The organism is Paenibacillus sp. J2TS4 (assembly GCF_018403245.1).
Taxonomy (GTDB): Bacteria; Bacillota; Bacilli; order Paenibacillales; family NBRC-103111; genus Paenibacillus_L.
In genome coordinates this window covers 1-255 of the sequence record NZ_BOSH01000063.1, presented here as the reverse complement: position 1 = coordinate 255, position 255 = coordinate 1, and the positions used below count along the sequence as shown (strand labels likewise).

Sequence of the window (255 nt, the reverse complement as noted above, 5' to 3'; positions counted from 1 at the left end):
GAGTATCCAGATGTATAGATAATGGTCCAATGGAGTCATTCTGGGGAATGATGAAATCCGAAATGTATTATCTCCGTAAGTTCAGTACATATGAAGAACTGGAAGTAGCCGTAATAGAATACATCGAATACTACAATACTCATCGTTACCAGAAAAGACTTAATTGTATGACGCCGTTGGAATATAGACAATACCTTCTAAATTCAGCAGCATAGAAAATGGCACCAACCATAAGGATACGGTCAGTGCCACAAC

Annotated in this window: 1 protein-coding gene; it reads left to right on the top strand. The window is 38.4% G+C overall.

Annotated elements, in window-relative coordinates:
- The first annotated feature begins 14 nt into the window (after nt 1-14).
- Entirely contained in the window at nt 15-215 is a 201-nt protein-coding gene (locus KJS69_RS29455; RefSeq protein ID WP_374706760.1) for an IS3 family transposase, read from the top strand.
- Nucleotides 216-255: the final 40 nt, after the last annotated feature.